This window comes from Deinococcus detaillensis (assembly GCF_007280555.1).
Lineage (GTDB): Bacteria > Deinococcota > Deinococci > Deinococcales > Deinococcaceae > Deinococcus > Deinococcus detaillensis.
Genome location: NZ_VKDB01000008.1, coordinates 46,443 through 62,665 on the forward strand (window position 1 = coordinate 46,443; position 16,223 = coordinate 62,665).

Annotated in this window: 16 protein-coding genes; 8 read left to right on the forward strand and 8 right to left on the reverse strand. The window is 60.8% G+C overall.

Going from position 1 to position 16,223, the window contains the following annotated elements:
- Positions 1–10: 10 nt before the first annotated feature.
- From FNU79_RS09360 to FNU79_RS19655, 6 genes are all read left to right on the forward strand, one after another.
- The gene (locus FNU79_RS09360; protein ID WP_143720588.1) at positions 11–1,180 is read left to right on the forward strand and encodes a phosphoglycerate kinase; all 1,170 of its coding nucleotides are present in this window, start codon (positions 11–13) and stop codon (positions 1,178–1,180) included.
- Positions 1,180–2,349, forward strand: coding sequence for a tetratricopeptide repeat protein (locus FNU79_RS09365; RefSeq protein ID WP_143720589.1), 1,170 nt, complete (start codon positions 1,180–1,182; stop codon positions 2,347–2,349). Before FNU79_RS09360 ends, FNU79_RS09365 begins: the two co-directional genes overlap by 1 nt.
- 2 nt (positions 2,350–2,351) lie before the next feature.
- On the forward strand, positions 2,352–3,098 hold the full coding sequence (tpiA, locus tag FNU79_RS09370; RefSeq protein ID WP_143720590.1) for a triose-phosphate isomerase: 747 nt from the start codon (positions 2,352–2,354) through the stop codon (positions 3,096–3,098).
- A 144-nt stretch (positions 3,099–3,242) separates the two neighbouring features.
- A complete protein-coding gene (locus tag FNU79_RS09375) occupies positions 3,243–4,037 on the forward strand; it encodes a Cof-type HAD-IIB family hydrolase (protein WP_143720591.1) in 795 nt (264 codons plus the stop codon).
- Positions 4,038–4,164: 127 nt separating this feature from the next.
- Positions 4,165–4,755, forward strand: a complete 591-nt coding sequence (locus tag FNU79_RS09380; protein ID WP_143720592.1) for a Rad52/Rad22 family DNA repair protein — start codon at positions 4,165–4,167, stop codon at positions 4,753–4,755.
- Positions 4,752–4,886, forward strand: coding sequence for a hypothetical protein (locus tag FNU79_RS19655; RefSeq protein ID WP_263862368.1), 135 nt, complete (start codon positions 4,752–4,754; stop codon positions 4,884–4,886). Before FNU79_RS09380 ends, FNU79_RS19655 begins: the two co-directional genes overlap by 4 nt.
- 79 nt (positions 4,887–4,965) lie before the next feature.
- Here the strand turns inward: FNU79_RS19655 and trpA are convergent, their stop codons facing one another.
- From trpA to FNU79_RS09410, 6 genes are all read right to left on the reverse strand, one after another.
- Entirely contained in the window at positions 4,966–5,787 is an 822-nt protein-coding gene (gene trpA / locus FNU79_RS09385; RefSeq protein WP_143720593.1) for a tryptophan synthase subunit alpha, read from the reverse strand.
- A complete protein-coding gene (trpB, locus tag FNU79_RS09390; RefSeq protein WP_143720594.1) occupies positions 5,784–7,007 on the reverse strand; it encodes a tryptophan synthase subunit beta in 1,224 nt (407 codons plus the stop codon). Before trpB ends, trpA begins: the two co-directional genes overlap by 4 nt.
- A 111-nt stretch (positions 7,008–7,118) precedes the next feature.
- Positions 7,119–7,970 (reverse strand): tRNA glutamyl-Q(34) synthetase GluQRS, encoded by an 852-nt coding sequence (gene gluQRS / locus FNU79_RS09395; protein ID WP_143720595.1) that lies wholly within the window; start codon positions 7,968–7,970, stop codon positions 7,119–7,121.
- A 9-nt stretch (positions 7,971–7,979) separates the two neighbouring features.
- Complete coding sequence (locus FNU79_RS09400; protein ID WP_143720596.1) at positions 7,980–9,149, reverse strand: alanine--glyoxylate aminotransferase family protein; 1,170 nt, start codon at positions 9,147–9,149, stop codon at positions 7,980–7,982.
- Between the two features lie 127 nt (positions 9,150–9,276).
- On the reverse strand, positions 9,277–9,702 hold the full coding sequence (locus tag FNU79_RS09405) for a hypothetical protein (protein WP_143720597.1): 426 nt from the start codon (positions 9,700–9,702) through the stop codon (positions 9,277–9,279).
- Positions 9,703–10,800 (reverse strand): acetate/propionate family kinase, encoded by a 1,098-nt coding sequence (locus FNU79_RS09410; RefSeq protein WP_143720598.1) that lies wholly within the window; start codon positions 10,798–10,800, stop codon positions 9,703–9,705.
- 91 nt (positions 10,801–10,891) lie between these two features.
- Between FNU79_RS09410 and FNU79_RS09415 the strand changes: the two genes are divergently transcribed.
- Positions 10,892–11,122, forward strand: coding sequence for a hypothetical protein (locus tag FNU79_RS09415; RefSeq protein ID WP_124867693.1), 231 nt, complete (start codon positions 10,892–10,894; stop codon positions 11,120–11,122).
- Positions 11,123–11,189: 67 nt separating this feature from the next.
- Here the strand turns inward: FNU79_RS09415 and pepF are convergent, their stop codons facing one another.
- Together pepF and FNU79_RS09425 are read right to left on the reverse strand one after the other, a co-directional pair.
- Positions 11,190–12,983 (reverse strand): oligoendopeptidase F, encoded by a 1,794-nt coding sequence (gene pepF / locus FNU79_RS09420; protein ID WP_143720599.1) that lies wholly within the window; start codon positions 12,981–12,983, stop codon positions 11,190–11,192.
- A gap of 120 nt (positions 12,984–13,103) precedes the next feature.
- Positions 13,104–14,096, reverse strand: a complete 993-nt coding sequence (locus tag FNU79_RS09425; protein WP_143720600.1) for a TerC family protein — start codon at positions 14,094–14,096, stop codon at positions 13,104–13,106.
- A 244-nt stretch (positions 14,097–14,340) separates the two neighbouring features.
- Between FNU79_RS09425 and uvrC the strand changes: the two genes are divergently transcribed.
- A complete protein-coding gene (uvrC, locus tag FNU79_RS09430; RefSeq protein ID WP_143720601.1) occupies positions 14,341–16,191 on the forward strand; it encodes an excinuclease ABC subunit UvrC in 1,851 nt (616 codons plus the stop codon).
- The last annotated feature ends 32 nt before the right edge of the window (positions 16,192–16,223 follow it).

A 16,223-nucleotide genomic window follows, 5' to 3' on the forward strand; every position in this document is an offset into this window, starting at 1 on the left:
AGGAGTAAACATGAAGAACTTAGATTCGTTAGATGTAAAGGGCAAGCGCGTACTGGTTCGGGTGGATTACAACGTGCCGATCAAGGACGGCGTGATTCAAGACGACACCCGTATCACCGCGTCTTTGCCCACCTTGAAGGCGCTGCTGGCCGGCGGCGCGTCACTGGTGCTGATGAGCCACCTGGGACGGCCCAAAGCGGGCCCCGATCCGAAATACAGCCTCGCGCCTGTGGCCCAGGCGCTGAGCAAGGTGCTGGGCCTACCGGTCAAGTTCATCGCCAGTTTGCCGAGCAGCCCTAAGACATTGGCGGCGGTGCAGGCGCTGGGAAGCGGCGAAGTGGCCCTCTTAGAAAATGTGCGCTTTGAAGCGGGCGAAGAGAAAAACGATCCGGCCCTTGCCCTCAAGCTGGCCCAGTTGGGCGACGCCTTCGTGCTGGACGCTTTCGGCAGCGCCCACCGCGCCCACGCTTCGGTGAGCGGCGTGGCCGGCAAGTTGCCGCACGCCGCCGGAAGCTTGCTGCAAACCGAAGTGGACGCGCTGGATAAACTGATCAACACCCCCGCACACCCGTATGTGGTGATTATCGGCGGAGCCAAAGTCAGCGACAAGATCAAGGTCATCGAGAACTTGCTGCCGAAAGTGGACAAACTGCTGATCGGCGGCGGCATGGCTTACACCTTCATCAAGTCGCGCGGCGGCCAGATCGGCCAGAGCATTCACGAAGACGACCAATTGGCTTTGGCGGGGCGCTTGCTCAGCGAGTACGCCGATAAAATCATGCTGCCCACCGACGTGATTGCCGCCGACGCTTTTGACGAGGCCGCCAACACCAAAGTGGTGCCGAGCGATCAGATTCCTGACGGCTGGCAAGGCTTGGACGCTGGCCCCGAAACCGTGAAGGCTTACATCGCCGCGCTTCAGGGCGCAAAAACCGTGTTCTGGAACGGGCCGCTGGGCGTCTTTGAATTTGCAAAATTCGCGGGCGGCACCAACGCGGTGGCTGGGGCGGTGGCCGAGTTGGGCGCAGATACCTACAGCGTGGTGGGCGGCGGCGATTCGGTCAGCGCCATCAACAAGAGCGGTCAGGCCAGCAAGGTTTCGCACGTCTCCACCGGCGGCGGGGCCAGCTTGGAGCTGCTGGAAGGTCAGCCGCTGCCGGGCGTCGAAGCAATGAAGTAATGATGCAGCGGCAGCCCCTGCTTTGTCTGATTCTCAGCGTGGCCGCGCTGTCGGGTCAGGCCTGCGCGGATTATCTCAAAGGGCAGCAAGCCTACGACGCTGGACGGTATGCGGAGGCCTTGCCTGAATTCCAAACGTCGTTTCGACAAGGCGACGTGCGGGCTGCGGCCAGCTTGGGCGTGATGTACCGAAATGGTCAGGGCGTGCCGCGTAATGTGTACCTTGCCAGGCAGCGCTTTACCCAAGCGGCCCAGAGTGGAAATGCCAAAGCCCAAAACGGTTTGGGCAACTTGTTCAAGGAAGGCCAGGGGGTAAGAGTCAACCGCGCCGCCGCCCTGCGTTGGTATCAGAAGGCGGCGGCGCAGGGGTATCCGCCGGCCATCTACAACGTGGGGCGGTGGTACAGCTCGGCGGGCGACGACGCGGCAGCGGCCCAGTGGTACACCAAAGCGGCGACTTTAAACTATCCCGCCGCACAGATCAATCTGGGCAATCTTTACCTTGACGGCAAAGGAGTCGGCAAAGACGCGGCGCGGGCCGTTGCCTTCTTTCAGGCCGCTGCTGATCAGCGAGCGCCGATGGCATTGATTCGGCTGGGCACTGTCTATAAAGATGGACTGGGCGTTGCGAAGAATTATGCCAAAGCGGCCAAGTACTTTGAGCAGCCCGCCACGCTCGGCGATGTGTACTCACAGGCCAGTTTAGGCTGGCTTTCCTACCAGACCCGGCAATATCAAGAAGCGTTTGTCTGGTCTGATCTGGCCGCCCGGCAGGGAGACAAATACGCTCAGCACACGCTCGGCATCTTGTACGAGGGCGGCTTCGGCACCGCTCGAGATCTCGGCTTGTACGAGGGCGGCTTCGGCACCGCTCGAGATCTCGGCAGCGCCGGGGTGTGGTATCAAAAAAGTGCAGAGCAGGGCTACCCCCTCGCCTCGGCCCGACTCGGCCACCTGCTTTTGGATCAAAAAAAGTATCCGGAGGCATTTAAATACAATGCCTTTGCTGGGCAGCGGGGCAATGCCTATGGGCAAGGCCAACTCGGGTACATGTATGAAGCTGGTCTAGCCACGAGAAAATCACTCGACTCGGCGGTAAAATGGTACAGGCTCGCAGCGCAACAAGGCGATCCGTACTCCATCAGCCGCTTAAAGGAACTGGGGAAATAACCATGAAAAATCTACTCGCGCTCAACTGGAAAATGAACAAGACGCCCTCGGAAGCCGTGCAGTGGGCCAAAGAGTTGCGGGCCGCCTTGCCGCAGACCTCGGCGGAGCTGGCGATTATGGCTCCCGCAATTGCCCTTCAGGGTTTGAGCTTGGAATTAGAAGACAGTCCGGTCAAGCTGGGCGCTCAGGACATCTCGGCGCATGAATCTGGCGCGTACACCGGCGAAATCAGCGCGGCGATGCTCAAAGATGTGGGCGCGATGTACGCAGTGGTGGGCCACTCCGAGCGGCGCGAGTATCACGGCGAGAGCTCACAAATCGTGGCGGCCAAAGCGGCGGCGGCCATTGCGGGCGGCTTGGTGCCGATCATCTGCGTCGGCGAGGGCTTAGACGTGCGCGAAAAAGGCGAGCAGGTGGCCTACACCTTAGATCAGTTGCGCGATTCGCTCTCGCAGGTGCCAGTGTTGGGCGCGGATCAAATCGTGATCGCTTACGAGCCGGTGTGGGCGATTGGCACCGGAAAAACCGCCACCGCTGCCGACGTCGGCGAAATGGCCGACGCGATTCGCGGGGCGCTGGGCGGGCTGTACCGTGAGTACGCCGACGGCGTGCGGATTTTGTACGGCGGCAGCGTCAAGTCCGCCAACATTGCCGAAATCTGCTCCCAGACGAATGTCAACGGCGCACTCATCGGCGGCGCGAGCTTGGACGTCTCCTCGGTGGTGGGCCTGGCTTCAGCGCTGAGCTGAACATGAACGGCGGGGAGAAGTCGGCCCCGCTTTTTGGCGAGACAACAAGTGAAGAAAATCACTTAAGTTTTGTTTTGTGAAATAAAATCCTAAGAATAGACGGCACCTTCAAGAAAGGGGCGCTGCGCCGTTAGACTGCTCAGCATGTTGCAGATGATTTGTGTAGATGTAGACGGCACCCTCGTCGGAACCGGCAATAAAGTGCTGCCGGAAGTTTGGGAAGCGCTTAAAAATGCACGGCTCGCGGGCATCAGAATCGTGTTGTGTTCGGGCCGCCCCGCTGTGGGACACGCGCTGGAGTATGCCAAGCGGCTTGATCCTGACGGCTGGCACGTCTTTCAAAATGGAGCCAGCATTGTCAAGGTGGACACCGGCGAGTCGCGCAGCGAGGAATTGCCGCACGATTTGTTGGTCGGCCTCGTAGAGAAAGCGCGGGCGACGAAGCGAATTTTGGAGACGTATACGGACCGCGAATACGCCGTGGAAGATACTTCGCCAGTCTCGGCGGAACATGCCAAGCTGCTGGGCGTGCCGTTCCAGCCGCGTGATTTGCTGAGCCTCAGCGGGATGGTGGTGCGGGCGCAGTGGCTGATTCCTTACGCCGAAAAAGACGCGCTGCTGAGTGAGGCGCACGAAGGCTTGCAACTTCATCCGGCCAGCAGTCCGGTGATGCCGCAGACCCTGTTTGTCAGCGTCACCCGTGACGGCGTGAACAAAGGCAGCGCCATTCGGAAAGTGGCGGGCTTTTACGGTTTTGATCTGGAGCGCGTGATGATGGTCGGTGACGGCCACAACGACGTGACGGCGCTGGAGGTGGTCGGCTATCCGGTGGCGATGGGCAACGCTGACAAAGAAGCGCGGGCGGCGGCCAAGTACCACGTGGGTGATGTGGACAGCGGCGGATTGGTGGAAGCGGTGGAGCTGGCAATGAAGGAATGAGTGGAAGGTGGCGGTTTTTGCGGTGTTGTCTGCCGCAGGAAAAGCAACCCCCTACTTCCTACTGACCACGATCTGTTCACCTCTTTTACGCCTTGACCATAACGCCATTCTGTTATAGACTAAATCCATGAAACTGAGCGATGTCCAGAAACGACTGCAAGCGCCGTTTCCCGCCCATCTGGTGGGCTTTAAGCCTGCCAGCTTCAGCCGCGATCACAAGCGGGCGCTGCTCTTTGCCCACATCGACGCCCGCGCCGTGCAAGACCGCCTCGACGCCATTTGCCCCGACGAGTGGAGCTTTGAACTGGAAGTCGTGGTGGGCGCGGCCCGTCCCACCGTCAAAGGCCGCCTGACCATTTTGGGTGTAGTGCGTGAAGACATCGGGGAAGGCAGCGAAGGAGAGCTGGGGACTTTGAAGGCGGCGGCGAGTGACGCCCTCAAGAGATGCGCGGTGCAGTTTGGTATCGGGCGCTACCTCTACGATTTGCCCAAACTGTGGGCCGACTGGGACGATGAAAAACGCGCTCCCGTCCACGATCCCGAATTGCCCGAGTGGGCGCGGCCCGACCACGAGCGCACCCCCGGCGGCGCTCACCTGATGCAGGCCATGGAGCAGCTCAAATATGAATTGCCCGATGACTTGGAGTTGCAGCGCGAAATTTACAAGCACCTCAAAGCCGCGCTGATGAGCCTTCATCCCACTGGGCGGGCCGCGTGATCTCGCCGCGTTCGGGCGTGCCGCTCCGTGATCAGGTCAGGGAAGAGCGTGAAAGTCCAGCCGCGCTGATGTTGATCGTCGGCTTGTTGCCGCTGCTGCTGCTGGGCGGCTGGCTGTCGCAGTTCGTATAAAGCTGCTAGCAAAAGAAGCGGGGCACTTGAATTATGTCCAAGTGCCCCACTTCTTTGTCTGCTCACGCAGGCCACACGCCTATTTTCGGCAGCCCTCCACGATTTCGCGTGCCAATGCGCCCACGTCTTCGCCACGGCTGACCGCGTTGATAAAAGCGCTGCCGACCACCACGCCGTCGGCGTCGGCGTCTACCGCGACTTGGCGGGCGGTGGCGGTGTCTTTGACGCCGAACCCTACTGCGATGGGCAAATCGGTGTGCTGCTTGGCGAGGGCCACCAGTGCCGGAACTTCGCTCAGGGCGTTGCCTTCTCTGGCTCCGGTCACGCCGGTGACGCTGACGGCGTAGACGAAGCCGGTGCAGGCGGCGGTGACGATTTTGACCCGCTCAGGAGTGCTGGTCGGGGCGATCAGGAAGGTCAGGGACAAGCCCGCCTGCGCCGCGAGGTCGCGGATTTCTATGTCTTCGTCGGGCGGCAAGTCCGGTAAGATCAGTCCGTCCACGCCCGCTTCCACTGCGAGGCGCATGAATTCACGTGGCCCCACGGCGTAAATAGGATTGATATAGGTCATGACGACCAGCGGCTTATCGGTGTGCGGGCGCAGCGCTTTGATGAGTTCCAAGGTGCGCCGCGTGCTGGTGCCGCCTTTGATGGCCGCTTCGCTGGAACGCTGAATGGTGGGGCCGTCACCGAGCGGGTCGGAGTACGGCAAGCCGATTTCCATCATGTCGGCGTGTTCGAGGAGCTGCAAGGCCACGTCATGAAAGCGCTCGGCGTCGGGATAGCCAGCGGTCATGAACGGAATAAACGCGGCGCGGCGCTCAGCTTTGGCCGCACTGAACGCGGCGTGGATGCGCTCGGCGCTCGGCGTTAAGGGTTGAGTCGTGGTGGTCTGGGTCATGCGTTGGCGCTCCCGGTCAGGAGGCGGGCCACTTCGGCCACGTCTTTGTCACCGCGCCCCGATAAGTTGACCACGATAATTTTGCCTTCGCCGATTTCACGGGCAGTGATGACGGCCTGATGGATGGCGTGAGCCGTCTCCAAAGCGGGAATAATGCCTTCCAGACGGGCGAGGAGTTGCAGCGCTTCTAGGGCCTGCGCGTCGGTCACGGGAACATATTCGGCCACGCCCATGTCGCTGTAATAGCAGTGCTCGGGGCCGATGCCCGGATAATCGAGGCCCGCGCTGATCGAATGGGCTTCGGTGATCTGGCCTTCGGGGTCGTTGAGGAGGTACATCATCGAGCCGTGCAGCACCCCGACTTTGCCTCCGGCGACGCTGGCGGCGTGGAAACCGGTGTCCACGCCCTGACCCGCCGCTTCGGTGCCGATCAAGCGGGGGCGCTGGCCTTCAGGAAGGTAAGCGAACGGCGCGAAGATGCCGATGGCGTTGCTGCCGCCGCCCACGCAGGCGATCACCACGTCGGGAACTTCGCGGCCCTCCAAGTCGGCGAGCTGCCACTTGGTTTCTTCACCGATCACACTCTGAAAGTCGCGCACCATCGCCGGATAAGGGTGCGGTCCCACCACCGATCCGAGAATATAAAAGGTGCCGCGCACGTTGGTGACCCAGTCACGGATGGCTTCGTTGGTGGCGTCTTTGAGCGTCGCGCTGCCGGAAGTGACTTCCCGGACTTCTGCGCCGAGAAGCTTCATTCTGAAGACGTTCAGTGCTTGGCGGCGGATGTCCTCCGCGCCCATGTAGACCACGCATTCCAGGCCCAGCAGCGCGGCGGCGGTGGCGCTGGCCACGCCGTGCTGTCCGGCTCCAGTTTCAGCCACCACCCGCTTTTTGCCCATTCTGACGGCCAGCAGCGCCTGCCCGAGGCAGTTGTTAATTTTGTGTGCGCCGGTGTGGTTGAGGTCTTCACGCTTGAGGTAGATTTTGGCTCCGCCCGCGTGCTTGGTCAGGTTCTCAGCAAAGTACAGGCCACTGGGACGGCCCACGTAGTCGCGCAGCAGGTCTTCAAGTTGCTTGAGGAATACAGGGTCTTGCTTGGCCTCGGCGTAAGAATCTTTGAGGGTATCGAGGGCCGGAATCAGGGTTTCGGGAACGTAGCGCCCGCCGTAGATACCGAAGCGCCCGCGTTCGTTTGGCAGCGGATAAGTGGGAAGTTGCATAGCATTAGAGTAGGACTCCGGTTAAGGGTTTGAATGTGAAACTTAGACAAGTTGTCTAATAGTTATTTTGTTACAATTCTAACACAATGCGGAGGCACTGTGCCGGACTGCCTAAGCAAGTGAGCTCAAGTAAACCGGCAACAATTCCGCCGCTGTCACTTCTTCCGGCACTTCCCAGCCCAGCGAGCGGGCCAACTCGGAAAGGATTTTTTCTGGCGACGCGCCCGTTTCGCGCAGGTCCTTCAGGCTGGGCGCTCCACCGCGTTTGGCGAGGCGCTCACCTTTGTAATCGGTCATCAGCGGCACGTGAAAGTAACGTGGGGTCGCCGCGCCAAGGGCGCGTTGCAGCGCGATCTGGCGCGGGGTGCTGCTCAGCAGATCAGCGCCGCGCACGACGTCGGTGACCTGCATGGCGGCGTCGTCCACCACCACTGCCAAATGGTAGGCGAATACGCCGTCGCCGCGCCGCAACACGAAGTCGCCCACCTCGGTCAGCAGGTTTTGACACAGCGTCTGCTTGGTCCAGTGGTCAGTCAGGCAGATGACGGCGTCGGGAACGTGCCAGCGCAGGGCGGCGGTTTTGGACGGATCGGTGTGTTGATGGCGGCACGTGCCCGGGTAAACGGCTTCGGGGCCGTGCGGGGCGCTGGCGGCGGCCGTCATTTCGGCGATTTGGCGGCGGGTGCAGGTGCAGGGGTAGATTTGGAGGTGCGTTAAGGCGGCTTGGTAGTGGTCTATCCGCTCTGATTGTATATATTCAGTGTCCCAGTTTAGGCCGAGCCACGTTAAATCTCGGCGGATCAGGTCGTAGGCGTAGGGACGGACTCGGCTGACGTCCAGGTCTTCTATTCGCAGCAGGTGCTGGCCGCCGTGAGCGCGGGTGTGGAGCCAAGCCAGCAGCGCCGTGCGGGCGTTGCCGAGGTGCATGGCTCCGGTAGGACTGGGGGCGTAACGGCCTATCACCCCTACAAGTTAGCGTTCCAAAGCCGCTTCGAAGCGCTTCACTAGGCCCGGCGCGTTCAGAATGTCTTCCAAAGCGCTCATTAAAATGCGGTACGGCGCGGGTCGGGCCGCTTCGCCCATCAAGCCGAGCCGCCAGATCAGGCCGGCAGTGGGGCCGAGGCCGCCAGTGATGCTGATCTCGCGCTTGCGGAGTTCTTTTCGCACAGCCGCGTCGTCCAGACCTTCCGGAAGGCGCAGCGCCAGCACCGTCGGCAAGCGGTCTTGTTCGCGCCTGACATAAGGTGAAAAACCCAGCGGCGTGAGGGCAGTGGTAATCGCCGCCCCCATCATTCGCACGCGGGCGGCACGCTCAGGCAAGCCTTCTTCCAGTGCGGCGCGGAGCGCTTCGGCAAACGCAAAGTGCAGATTGACCGGCACAGTGTGGTGGTAGGTCTGCTCCAGCCAGTACCCACGCAGACCTTCAAAGTCGCAGTACCACAGCGGCGTGGGCTGGCGGCGGGCGGCAAAGCGGGCAAAAGCGCGTTCGCTGATGGCGACTGGCGCGAGTCCCGGCGGGGCCGACAAGCACTTTTGCGCTCCGGTGTAGACGTAATCCACGCCCCAAGCCTGCATTTCAAACGGCTCCATGCCAGCGGTGGTCACGGCGTCGACCGTCAGCAAAGCGCCGCTGCGCCGCACGATTTCGGCAATTTCCGGCACTGGATTGAGCACGCCGGTGCTGGTTTCACCGTGAACGACGGCCACCATCTGCGCGTTACCCAACTGGTCGGCCACGTCACCCGGGTTGATGGCTTCGCCCAGGGGAGCGGTGACCAGACGCACGTTCGCGCCGTAGCGGGCCGCCATTTCAGCCATTCGGCGGCCAAACGAGCCGTTGGCGCAGATTAAGACTTCATCGCCTTGTTCGACCAAGTTGGCAAATCCGGCTTCCATGCCCAGCGAACCGGTTCCGGCCAGCAGCGCCGTGAAGGCTCCGGGCGCGGTGCCGTACATCTCGCGCAAGTCGGCTTGGATAGCGCGGTTGAGCTTAAACACTTCTTCATCCATGTGACCCAGCATCGGGCGGGTCAGCGCTTTCATGGCGCGGGGATGAATCGGCGTGGGGCCGGGAGTCAGCAACGTGTGTTCGGGATAGTCGGTTTGGGGTCGGGAGGGTCGGGAGATCTCTAGCAACTTCATAGAGGCAGAATACCATAAAACAATTTTAAATTGCGTCTGCTTTGGGTATAAGAATCTCAAAAGCAATTTTATTGCTCAAATTATAAGAACGGCGCAGGCTTCGTTCAGCGCTGAATCTTTTTTACTCTTAGAGCAGCAGCGTCAGCCACCACAGACACAGGCCGCCGCGCAGCAACCAGACCAGTGTGCGAAACCAGTTGCCGACCACCAGTTGGCGGTGCAGTCGGGCGTCAAAAGCGGCAGACAAGCGGCCATGCAGCGGGGACTGAACAAGAGCGGTGGACAGCCAGATCAGCAAAGTGAGCGCGAGGCCGAGCCAGACACTCCAACTCGGCAAGGGGGGCGGCGGGTGCAGGGCCAGCCACCCCGCGCTGAGCAGTTCGGCGAGCATCAGCGGGCCGACCAGGAACGTGATTCTGTTTTGGTGTTCGCGCTCATACGCGGGCCAAGTCGTCGCGCCCACCCGTGCAAACAGCGGGTAATGCACCAGTTGAACCGTGAGAATCAGCCCGACCAGCATGAAGGTAAGGGCGGCGTGCACCAGCAGCAGCATCTACCGGCCCACCACTTCCTGCGTTTGGCGGGCGATTTCGCCTTCCTCGTCGGTGGGAATGACGAAAGCGGGCCTACTCTGCGGCGTGGTGATGCGCCGCTCTTTCCCGCTGACACGGTTGGCCGCCGCGTCCACTTCAAAGCCGAGAAAGCTCAGGCCGCTCAGCACGTCGGCGCGAAGTTGGACGTCGTTTTCGCCCGCGCCGCCTGTGAAAACCAGCGCGTCTAAGCCGTTCATGGCCGCCGCGTAAGCCCCCACCTGTTTGATGATGCGGTAAGTCATCACCGCCAGAGCGAGGCGGGCCTGCTCGGTGTCTGCGGCCCGCACGTCGCGCAGGTCGTTGGAAACGCCGGAAAGTCCCCTCAGGCCGCTCTCTTTGTTGAGCAGGGTCGAGGTTTCTTGAAGGCCATATTTTTCTGAGAGCCGCAGCACCGCGCCCGCGTCGATATCGCCGCTGCGGGTGCCCATCACCAAACCTTCCAGCGGGGTCAGGCCCATGCTGGTGTCTACGCTTTGGCCGCTTTGCACGGCGGCAGCGCTGGCTCCGTTGCCGAGGTGAAGCGTCACGAGTTTTTCCACACCGCCCAGAATTTCGCTGGCCCGCCGCGAAACATAAGCGTGCGAGGTGCCGTGAAAGCCGTAGCGCCGGATGCCGTCTTGGGTGTAGAGCCGGTACGGCAGAGCGTAAAGGTAGGCTTTCGGCGGCAAAGTAGCGTGAAAAGCCGTATCGAAAACAGCGACGTTCGGCACGCCGGGCAAGCTGGCGAGGGCCGCCTCGATGCCCTGCACGGCGGGCGGGTTGTGCAGCGGCGCGAGGCTGGAGAGCTCGGCCAGAGCGCTGAGGACCTCCGGCGTAATCAAAGTGGCTTGCCGGAAGGCTTCGCCGCCGTGGACGACCCGGTGGCCGACGGCCCGCACCGTGACGTCTTCTGGGAGTCCGGCAAGGATGCGCCTCAGGGCAACGGCGTGGTCGGGGTCTCCCCCAGGCTCGCCGATACGCTCCACTAAGCCGCTCAGGAGACGCTCGGAACCGCTGATCAGTTGGTATTTGAGGCTACTGGAGCCAGCATTGAGAACAAGGACGGCGCTGCGGGTCATGGAGAAGATTTTACACATGGGTGCGGGGTTTCACGGTGACCTTAAGTGGTGAAGAATTTGTTTTTCGCCGAAAAGCGCTACCCTACTCGGCATGGACGAATTTTATTTAGGCCACCGCATCAAAATTGAGCGCCCGCAACTGCCGCAGTTTACCAGTGGGCCGCTGAGAGGCGGCGCGGCGCAGACCTGGAAAATCAGCGTGGACGGGCGCGACGTATCCCGGCACACCGTCAAGCGGAAAATGGACAGCATGGAAGACGCTCTGGCAGCGGCGAGGAAGTACGTGGACCGGCTGGGAGAGCGGCCAGCAGCAGAGGCCTAGAGGAGAAAAGAGAGAAGAAATGCCCCCTCGCCATAAAGCGAAGGGGGCATTTTTTTGAAGACAGGTTTCAGGTTCTCTCGCTCAGCAAAACTTCCAGCCGGTCCACGTAACCGCTCAGCACCTTGAAGGTCTCCTCCACTGGGCGGGCCGTGCTCAGATCCACTCCCGCCGCGCTGAGGGCGTCGAGCGGGTCAAGCCTGCCGCCTTCCGAGAGAAATTGCAGGTATTTGGTGCGGGCCGTTTCGGGATCAGCGTCAAAACCGGCCCGGAGTTGGTGGGCGGCGCTGATGCCGGTGGCGTACTGGTAAGCGTAAAAATTGGCGTAGAGGTGGGTGGAAAATTCGCCCCAGGTGATGCCGCTGCGCTCGCGGTCGACTTGAACGCCCTCACCGTAGCCGTCTTGCAGGAGGTCGGCCATTAGGGTGTTGAGGTCGGGGGCGCTCAGACTCTCTCCCGCTTCTATGCGGCGGTGAATTTCCAGCTCGAAGCGGGCCAGCGTCGGCATAATGAAAAAGTAGCGGTGAAAGTTGGACACGGCTTCTTCAATCAGAGCCACTTCAAACGTAGGATCGGTATTGGTCGCAAACAGGTGGTGGCGCACCATCGCCTGATTGAAATTGCTGGCGACTTCGGCGGCAAACAGCGTATAGCGCGGCACGCTGCTGGCCTGCGCCTGCTGGGCGAGGTGCGAGTGCATACTGTGGCCGATCTCGTGGGCGAGGGTGCTCATGCTGCTGAGTCCGCCCTGAAAGCTCATGAAAATGTACGGCTTGACTCTGGCCCCGCCATTGCTGTACGCGCCTTGACGCTTGCCCGCGTTGTTGGCGTAATCGACCCAGCGCTCGGTGGTCAGGCCCGAGCGCATCTGCGAAACGTAGTCGTCGCCCAGCGGCTGCATCCCGGCGCAGATGGCGTCCACAGATTCCTGGTAAGACAGTGGCGGTGGGCTGACCAGGGGCGCTTTGACGTCGTATTCGCGCAGTTGATCCAGGCCCAACCAGCGTCGGCGCACCTGCCAGTAGCGGTGCCAGATGTGAATATTGGCTTTGTACGTGTCGATCAGGGTGTGAAAAACGGCCGTGGGAATGTGGTCGGACGTCAGGGCAGCTGTCAGCGCGTCGGGGTAGCGGCGGGCGCGGGCCATAAAGACGTTTTGGCGCACGTGCGTCGACAGGGCAGCTGCCATGGTGTGCTGGGCCGACAGGTGGGCGTCGGCGTAGGACTCCCAGGCCTGCTGGCGAATTTGGCGGTCTGGGTCGGCAATCAAGCGGTCGATGTTGCCCTGACCGATTTGGACGCCGCCGACTTGTCCAAAATCTAAATCCATGTTGGCCAAGGCCGGATGAATGCCGCGCTCGCTGGCAAAGGGGGCCTGCACCAAGCCCAGCAGTTCTTCGACTTCAGCGCTGCGAATGTGCGGACGGCCCCGCCAGACGCGCTCGACCATCACCGCAAAGTCCGCAAGGTCGGGACGGGTCAGCCACGGGCGCACGGCCTTTTCGTCGAGGGCCAGCAGTTCGGGGCTTTCAAAAGCGGTCGCGGCAGCAAAGACGCTGCCGAGCGAGGAAGCCCGGTCACGGCGAGCGGCGGCTTCGGTGTCTTTTCCGTCCACGCTGGCGGCCATGCCGGCATACGACATCAAGCGGGTCAGGCGCATCCTGACCGCTTCACAGGCGCTCAGGTACCCGGCGAGCGCTTCGGGCGATTGGCCCAGCGTTCCCGCGTAGCGGCCCAGAGACGCCGCGTCTTGGGCCAGCGCCGCCGCTTCGGTGTCCCAGTCTTGGGGCGTGGCGTAGAGGGCTTCGATGTCCCAGGTTTGCTCGCGGGGCACGTCTTTACGGGCGGGCGGGGTGGCAGTCATGCCAGCAGTCTAGAAGCTGGTGGATGAAGGCAGCGTTGGTAAATTGCTCATCCTTTACTTCATTACAGCCCAAATGGACTCGGCCCGTACATGGCTGAGTCCGTAAGATTAAAGCTGAGTTTAGTTGGCGGCTGCCGGTTTGGTTTTGATTAAACTGACGACCACGCCGCCGAGGAGCAGCGCCAAAGTGACGCTCAGACTGATGGCCGGATCCAGCTTGCCCCAGAGTTGAGAATAAAAGATCTTGAGGCCAATGAAGACCAACACCAGCGAGAGGGCGGGCTTGAGGTAAGCGAAGCGGTGAACCATCGCGGCCAGCGCGAAATACAGCGCCCGCAGGCCCAGAATGGCGAAAATGTTAGAGGTATAAACGATGAACGGGTCTTGGGTGATGGCAAAGATGGCCGGAATAGAATCTACTGCGAACACCACATCAATGAGTTCCACCATAATCAAAGCCAAAAATAGCGGTGTGACGAAGGTTTTCAGCTTGCCATCAACAGTCCTTTTGATGATGAAGCGCTCGCCGTGTAGTTCCTCAGTGATCGGCAAGCGCTTTTTGAGCCAGATCAGCAGCTTGTTATTAGAAAAGTCGTGGTCGTCGCCACCGTCTTTGAGCATTTTGATGCCGGTAAACAGCAAGAACGCGCCAAAAATCCACAAGACCCAATCAAATTGCGTGACCAAAGCGGTGCCGAGGCCAATCATGATGGCCCTGAGGACAATCACGCCCAGAATGCCCCACAACAGTACGCGGCGCTGCAACGTGATAGGAATAGCGAAGAAAGCAAAGATCAAGCTGATGACAAAGACATTATCTAAGGCGAGGGCTTTTTCTAGGGCGAAGCCGGTATAAAAAGCCATGCCGGATTCGCGGCCTAAAGAAAGCCAAAGCCATGCGCCGTAAATGAGAGCAATTGCGATGTAAAAAGCCGAGAGCTTAAGGCTTTGCGCAATCCCCATACTTCCGTCGTCGTCTGGGGCGAGTTTGTTTTTGCGGCGCTTTTCTAAGACGCCTAAATCAAAGGCCAGCAGCGTGATGACCACACCCAGGAACATGATCCACATCCAAGCGGGTTTGCCGAGCCACTCTAGCGTTGTCAAAAAGTCCATTGCCGTTTCCCTTTGCACGGCGCTAACAGCACAGAAATATTCGACACGTCAGCGCGTGCCGAATCTCGCCTATTGTGGATGTGCCGGGGCTATACGCCCGTACTGACGACATCATCCCCTACCTCGGTAGGTGGCTACTCCCTCGTTGAAATAAGTTTAAAACACAGTGGCCATTGGCGCATAAAGCTGGCCTTCATGTTCCGCTGGCACGGTTTGGACGTACCGCTTTGGCTAAAATCAGACTATGCATTTTGATGATTTGCCGGTGTTGCCGACCACGCCCGGCGTGTACATTTTTCGCGGCAAAACCGGCACGCCGATTTATATCGGTAAGGCCAACAACCTGAGAAGCCGGGTGGGTCAGCACTTCAAAGCGGGCGGCAAATCGGGGAGATTCACCCGTGAGGCGCTGGAACTCGAATTTATTTCGGCCAAAAACGAAGTGGAAGCGCTGGTATTGGAAGCCAACCTGATCAAGCAGCATCGCCCTTATTACAATGTGCTGCTGAAAGACGACAAGCATTACCCGTTTTTGAAGCTGACCCACGAGAAGTTTCCGATGCTGGTCATCACCCGCCGGGTCATTAAAGACGGAGCGAGTTATTACGGGCCGTATCCAGATGCTTCGGCGGTTCGGCGGGTCAAACACTTGATCGACACCATGTTTCCGCTGCGTAAGAATTCAGGCTTGCCGATGCAAAAAAAGCCGCGCCCGTGCCTGAATTACCACATGGGCAGGTGTCTGGGGCCGTGCGTGGACAGAGCAGATCCGGCGGAGTATGCGCGGGTGGTCGACGACGTCAAAGCGCTTCTCGAAGGGCGGGCGGCGGGCGTGGTGGCTCAGCTCAAAGTGGACATGAAAGAAGCTGCCCAGGGGCAAGATTTCGAGCAGGCCGGGCGGCTGCGTGACCGCTTACAAGCAGTCGAGAAACTCTTCGGCACCGAGCAGGCCGCCTTGCAGACCAGCAGCGAGGATTTGGACTTTTTGGGCTACGCGCAGGCCGGCGAGTTTGCCATGGTGCAGCTGTTCCGGATGCGCGGCGGGCGGGTGGTCGGGCGCGACAAGCGCTTTTTGACGGGGGCCGACGAAAGTGAAGGCGGCGAAATTCTGGGGGCCTTCGTGCAGGATTACTACGCGCAGGCCACCCACGTGCCGCCGCTGATTTTGCTGCCCGCCGAATACGCCGACGCGCCGCTGTGGACGCAGGTGCTGAGCGAGCGCTCGGGGCGCAAAGTCGAAATGCGGCTGCCCAAACGCGGCGATAAAACGGAGCTGACCGAGATGGCCCAGCGCAACGCCCAGACCGGCTTGGAATCCGAGCTGGCCTTACTGGAGCGCCGGGGCGATCATCCGGGCTTGGACGCGCTGCGCGAGGTGTTGGCCTTACCGGAGCGGCCCTGGCGAATCGAGGGCTACGACAATTCCAATTTGTTCGGCACCAATATCGTCTCAGGAATGGTGGTGTTTGAAGGCGGGCGGGCACGCAAGAGCGAGCACCGCCGCTTCAAAGTCAAAGGATTGGATCATCCCGACGATTACCTGGCGATGCGCCAGACGATTGTCCGCAGGTTTTCCGGCAGCTTGTCGGATAAATTGCCGCTGCCAGATTTGATCTTGATCGACGGCGGGCGCGGGCAAGTCAACGCGGCGCTGGACGCCATGAAGGAAGTCGGGGTCAATGTGCCGCTGGTGGGGCTGGCCAAGCGCGAGGAAACCCTGATTTTGCCCGGACGCTACGGCGCACAGTTTTGGCTGACCGGCGGCAGCGAGGTGGGCGTAAGCCGCGAGCTGCTGCTGCCCAAGACCCATCCGGCGCTGCGGGTCCTGATCGGCGTGCGCGACGAAGTTCACCACTACGCTGTCACCTATCACCGCAAGCTTCGCGGCCAGGACATGCTCAAAAGCGTCTTCGACGATCTGCCGGGCATCGGTGAGAAGCGCCAGTTTGCGCTGATGGAGCATTTTTCCAGCTTGGAAGACTTGGGAGCGGCCAGCCTGGACGATATTGCCCGCATTCCGGGCATGAACGCCCGGGCCGCGCAGAGTGTCAAAGCGTTTTTGGCGGCGCGGGAAGCGGGCGGCAGGCCGATCTGAGCAGGCCGGGCTGGAGCGCGGGTGAAGACAGG

Bases quoted from the DNA above. Each gene is read 5' to 3' on its own strand.
- FNU79_RS09365 (WP_143720589.1), top strand. From the start codon at position 1,180: ATGATGCAGCGGCAGCCCCTGCTTTGTCTGATTCTCAGCGTGGCCGCG.
- pepF (WP_143720599.1), bottom strand. From the start codon at position 12,983: ATGACTGCCACCCCGCCCGCCCGTAAAGACGTGCCCCGCGAGCAAACC.
- tpiA (WP_143720590.1), top strand. From the start codon at position 2,352: ATGAAAAATCTACTCGCGCTCAACTGGAAAATGAACAAGACGCCCTCG.
- FNU79_RS09380 (WP_143720592.1), top strand. From the start codon at position 4,165: ATGAAACTGAGCGATGTCCAGAAACGACTGCAAGCGCCGTTTCCCGCC.
- FNU79_RS09360 (WP_143720588.1), top strand. From the start codon at position 11: ATGAAGAACTTAGATTCGTTAGATGTAAAGGGCAAGCGCGTACTGGTT.
- FNU79_RS09400 (WP_143720596.1), bottom strand. From the start codon at position 9,149: ATGAAGTTGCTAGAGATCTCCCGACCCTCCCGACCCCAAACCGACTAT.
- FNU79_RS09425 (WP_143720600.1), bottom strand. From the start codon at position 14,096: ATGGACTTTTTGACAACGCTAGAGTGGCTCGGCAAACCCGCTTGGATG.
- FNU79_RS09410 (WP_143720598.1), bottom strand. From the start codon at position 10,800: ATGACCCGCAGCGCCGTCCTTGTTCTCAATGCTGGCTCCAGTAGCCTC.
- uvrC (WP_143720601.1), top strand. From the start codon at position 14,341: ATGCATTTTGATGATTTGCCGGTGTTGCCGACCACGCCCGGCGTGTAC.
- trpA (WP_143720593.1), bottom strand. From the start codon at position 5,787: ATGACCCAGACCACCACGACTCAACCCTTAACGCCGAGCGCCGAGCGC.
- FNU79_RS09405 (WP_143720597.1), bottom strand. From the start codon at position 9,702: ATGCTGCTGCTGGTGCACGCCGCCCTTACCTTCATGCTGGTCGGGCTG.
- FNU79_RS09415 (WP_124867693.1), top strand. From the start codon at position 10,892: ATGGACGAATTTTATTTAGGCCACCGCATCAAAATTGAGCGCCCGCAA.
- trpB (WP_143720594.1), bottom strand. From the start codon at position 7,007: ATGCAACTTCCCACTTATCCGCTGCCAAACGAACGCGGGCGCTTCGGT.
- FNU79_RS09375 (WP_143720591.1), top strand. From the start codon at position 3,243: ATGTTGCAGATGATTTGTGTAGATGTAGACGGCACCCTCGTCGGAACC.